Raw genomic sequence first — 4,458 nt, forward strand, 5'->3', positions numbered from 1 at the left:
AATTGGGGGCCACTTCTCTGCTCTTCAACGAGAAAGAGACGAAGGAGATATTAAAGTTCATTTTCTCTGGCACACCAAAAGCTCAGATTGATGAAATGATAGTCACTGATGAGGTAAGAGGCTTTGCTCAAGCATTACTGCTAGAAGCGATAGACGCTTCCTTCAAAATTGGCTTTATTCAGAGCCTATGGGAAAGTACGGTAAACCCGACGGCGCCAATAAAAGATGTGTTGTTAAAGGCTGGAAAAGGGTTCGCTTCTCATTACTTCCAACACGCTACCAAGTCAGATTTGAGAAAGATAAAAGTATACGAACTTGTCGTTAAAGCATTGAGCTTAAAGTTTAAAACAAGGTTAGATATGTTTATCAATGGTCTGGCAAAAAACTCAGAGCTGCCGCTTAAAACACCTGAGTACATCATTCCCCAAAACACAAAACTCAAACTCTGGGCGTAACTATGCTAAAAAAGTTAACTGCAATTTTGGTTGCCTTCGCTGCCACGGTTACCGTCTTCGCGAGCTCAGTTGATGATGAAAGACTTGTGCTCTGTGCTTTAGGTAGCAATATTGTCCTCTTCAATGACAGCGCCTGCTTAACCTATATCGAGACCTTCAATCTGAGTGAAAGCTATATTGATTCAATCAACTCTGAGCTTGGTATTATGACGATATTGAACTCAGATCATGAGAATAAGTTCAAAGTCGCCAATGTGCTGTTACAACAAGGGGCAGATATCAACAGCATCAACACCCTAGACGGACTTTCTCTTCCACCTTTACACAGTGCCGTTTTATCTGACGATTATGAGTCGTTTCTATACCTCATTGATCATGGAGCAAGCGTTGAAGCTCTAAGCTCGCAAACTAGCGAAAGCTTGTATGACTTCACGGACAGGCTACTTAAGCAAAACCCGACACCAGCAAGAGCCAACATGTTGGAGTTTATTCAAAGAATGATTTAGAGAAGCTTGGCATTAATCATCGTTCGTAAACAGAAAAACCAAGAGCCGAGCTCTTGGTTTTGTTTATCTAGGGGTTGATAACTGAGTATCGAGTATTGCTAAAGACTCAACCCGCCAACTCTTTTCGAATGATCTCTGCTCCTGCGCTGAGAGCATTAAGCTTTGCCGTTGAAACTTCACGAGAGAGAGGCGCCATGCCGCAGTTAGTGCATGGGTAAAGTTTGTCGGCGTCGACGTACTTAAGTGCTTCACGCAGGGTTTCCGCAACCTCTTCTGGTGTTTCAATCTCGTTGGTTGCCACATCAATTGCACCAACCATCACTTTTTTGCCGCGGATAAGTTCTAATAGTTCGATAGGCACACGCGAGTTATGACACTCAAGCGAGATGATATCGATATTGGATTTCTGCAACTTCGGGAATACCTCTTCGTACTGTCGCCACTCAGAGCCCAGCGTTTTCTTCCAATCCGTGTTGGCTTTGATGCCGTAGCCATAGCAGATATGTACTGCGGTTTCGCACTTTAGCCCTTCGATGGCTCGTTCTAAGCAAGCTATGCCCCACTCGTTCACATCATCAAAGAACACATTAAATGCGGGCTCATCAAATTGGATAATATCAACGCCCGCCGCTTCAAGTTCTTTCGCCTCTTGGTTAAGGATCTTTGCGAATTCCCAAGCCAGTTTTTCACGGCTACCGTAGTGATCATCATACAGTGTATCGATCATCGTCATTGGTCCCGGTAGCGCCCACTTGATCGGTTGTTTGGTTTGCTGACGTAAGAACTTCGCATCTTCCACAAATACAGGTTTGGTTCGGCTAACTGGGCCAACAACCGTCGGTACACTCGCGTCATAACGATTACGAATGGTCACGGTTTTGCGGTTCTCGAAGTCTACGCCACTAAGGTGTTCAATAAAGGTCGTCACAAAGTGTTGGCGAGTTTGTTCACCGTCACTGACAATATCGACCCCTGCCAGTTCTTGCTCCTGTAAAGAGACTCGCAGCGCATCGCGTTTGCCATCAATCAGTTCGTCGCCTTGCAGTTTCCAAGGTGACCAAAGCGTCTCTGGTTGAGCCAGCCAAGAAGGCTTAGGTAAGCTGCCCGCCGTTGAAGTCGGTAATAGTGTTTTCATCGTTATTCCCTTCTAGATTCTCGTTTTCGATTACGCGTAATTTGCAGACCATTGCTCAAGGATCGCTTGATAAGGCTTGATGAAGTGCTCCTCAGCAAACTTCCCTTGCTCTTTCGCAAGCTGGCTGCGCTCTTCGCGGTCATAAACGATTTGGGTTAACGAGTGATCGAGATTCTTCAAGTTCGGTTGGTAACACTGGCCGGCTACCGCGTTCGCGTTGTAAATCTCTGGGCGATAAATCTTTTGGAACGTCTCCATAGTGCTGATGGTACTGATCAGCTCTAGGTTCGAATAGTCATTCAACAGGTCACCGAAGAAGTAGAACGCCAACGGAGCAACACTGTTTGGCGGCATAAAGTAGCGCACCTGTAGGCCCATCTTTTTGAAGTACTGTTCGGTCAATGACGATTCGTTTGGCTGGTATTCAAAACCCAACACTGGATGCTGGTTGTCAGTACGGCGGTAAACCTTGTTGTCCGATACGCTCAAGCAAATCACTGGCGGCTTTTGGAAATGTTGTTGGTACGATTCTGACTTCACAAACGCTTTAAACAGCTTGCCGTGTAGCTCACCAAAATCAGCAGGAATACTAAATTGAGGCTGGTCTTTGTTGTGGTCTAACAGCAGAACGCTAAAGTCGTAATCGCGCACATAAGAAGAGAAGTTGTTACCCACAATGCCTTCGATGCGTTCATTGGTTTTGCGGTCAACAATGTTGGTTTTAAGCACTTCGATAGAAGGGAACGCTTCACCACTGCCTTGGATGTCCATATCCACAGAGATGATTTCCAACTCGACACTGTAACGATCGCCATTCGGGTTATCCCAATGTGCCAAGGCGTTAAAACGATTGTCGATCATACGCAGTGCATTGCGAAGGTTATTCTGGCGGCTGTCACCACGAGCTAGGTTGGCAAAGTTGGTCGTGATGCGCGTGCTGTCTGATGGTTGGTAGTTCTCATCAAAACGGATGCTCTTGATAGCAAAATTAAAATCGTTATTCATGGTGAGTTGGTATCCTATTTCCTTAGATAAACACTGACTGATTCCTAACTCTGCTTTGGGGATGGTTGTGTTTTTTGATTTTCCCAATCGTCAGTGTGTGCAGCGTTTACTTCGAAAATTCAGTTCAAAAACAGCTGTCACAGTGCCTAACACCAGAGCAGTCTGTTTTTTATACTTGCTTCGTTACTTGAATAACATTGGTAATACTTCACGTTGAACATGAAGGAATTTCATGGTTTGAGTTTTTGGGGATGTTTGAGACAAATATAGTGAAACGCAGCAATTGCTGCGCTTCAAACTTGTAGATGGAGAGATCGTTGGTTTTGAGTGTACTAACTCAAAGTTGGACATAAACGCGTTAGATTAATGGCTCTAACGTGCTTATCTGAGATTAGATAAAGTATCTTAAAACCTTAAACACTTGTTATGCGACTGGTGATGATAGCTTTGAATTTGCCATTCTTACGATCTGGCGGACGGGCTGCAAATGAATTTCAGCAATAATTGCGGATACAAAACCCATTATCACTACAGGAATGCCGATCGAAAAACTAAACCACATTGCGCCACTTAACTCTGGCTGTCCCCACTGACTAAAAAGCGACGATAGAATTGAAAAAAGCACCAGCGTCAAAGCGATAAGCTGAGTCCAAGTATGAGTAGACACCACAAAAGTATTTGAATAGGCACTTTTACGAATAATCGCCTTACCCGTTAATGCCCCCATCTTCACTCGAATACTTGAATTGCTACCAGATACTTCATAGCCCTGAGCAACTAACTGATCAATTATTTCTTCCACTCGAAACTCCTATTTCTGGGTCGCATATCAACGCCCAATTAAGGTGTGAAGCACGCGACCACGACACTCAATAGACCACCGTAATCACTCGACTTAACTCAAACCAAAAATGCCAAGCGTGCTGAATCACTCTTAAATTGTTATAGCTCAAGCGTAAACGTATTGCTCAACTCTCTTACCCCGGTCATCAATTGTAATGGCTTTAACATATACCTGGTGATTTTTAGCCATGTAGACTTGAAGATAAAACTCTTTGAGGCAATCTAAAGAAACATTGTGACTAGCCGCATGTTTCGGAAGCCATTCTCGGTAGTAACCTATTGATTTTCTAATTCTCGGAGTAAGCCTAAACAACTCCTCAGTACGAGCTGGAACCCAAGAAATCTGAACTGGATTACCTTTGTTCAGGCGAGCTAAAGTATATAAATCTTCAAATATAAATGCGTCATCAAAATAGTTGCACCCACCAACAAATGAGTGAGTGAAATTGTGAGCCATTGATTTAATTAACTTATACTTCATGTTACCCCTGAGCTATAACGAATGACATGGATT

At 43.9% G+C, this 4,458-nt stretch carries 6 protein-coding genes; 2 read left to right on the forward strand and 4 right to left on the reverse strand.

All coding sequences use genetic code 11. The features are described from left to right. Both KIV40_RS24495 and KIV40_RS24500 read left to right on the forward strand, forming a co-directional pair. On the forward strand, window positions 1-455 hold a 455-nt coding region (locus tag KIV40_RS24495; RefSeq protein ID WP_285351784.1), incomplete at its 5' end, for a hypothetical protein. Window positions 456-457: 2 nt separating this feature from the next. Further along, on the forward strand, window positions 458-961 hold the full coding sequence (locus KIV40_RS24500; protein WP_285351786.1) for an ankyrin repeat domain-containing protein: 504 nt from the start codon (window positions 458-460) through the stop codon (window positions 959-961). A gap of 106 nt (window positions 962-1,067) precedes the next feature. Here KIV40_RS24500 and KIV40_RS24505 read toward each other — a convergent pair whose 3' ends face one another. From KIV40_RS24505 to KIV40_RS24520, 4 genes are all read right to left on the reverse strand, one after another. Continuing rightward, complete coding sequence (locus tag KIV40_RS24505) at window positions 1,068-2,096, reverse strand: methionine synthase (protein WP_041853311.1); 1,029 nt, start codon at window positions 2,094-2,096, stop codon at window positions 1,068-1,070. A 30-nt stretch (window positions 2,097-2,126) separates the two neighbouring features. Then, the gene (locus KIV40_RS24510; RefSeq protein WP_012128378.1) at window positions 2,127-3,101 is read right to left on the reverse strand and encodes a DUF1852 domain-containing protein; all 975 of its coding nucleotides are present in this window, start codon (window positions 3,099-3,101) and stop codon (window positions 2,127-2,129) included. A gap of 424 nt (window positions 3,102-3,525) precedes the next feature. Continuing rightward, a complete protein-coding gene (locus KIV40_RS24515) occupies window positions 3,526-3,903 on the reverse strand; it encodes a hypothetical protein (RefSeq protein WP_285351788.1) in 378 nt (125 codons plus the stop codon). Between the two features lie 147 nt (window positions 3,904-4,050). After that, the gene (locus KIV40_RS24520; RefSeq protein WP_285351790.1) at window positions 4,051-4,425 is read right to left on the reverse strand and encodes a hypothetical protein; all 375 of its coding nucleotides are present in this window, start codon (window positions 4,423-4,425) and stop codon (window positions 4,051-4,053) included. Window positions 4,426-4,458: the final 33 nt, after the last annotated feature.

It is taken from the genome of Vibrio sp. D173a (genome assembly GCF_030248475.1).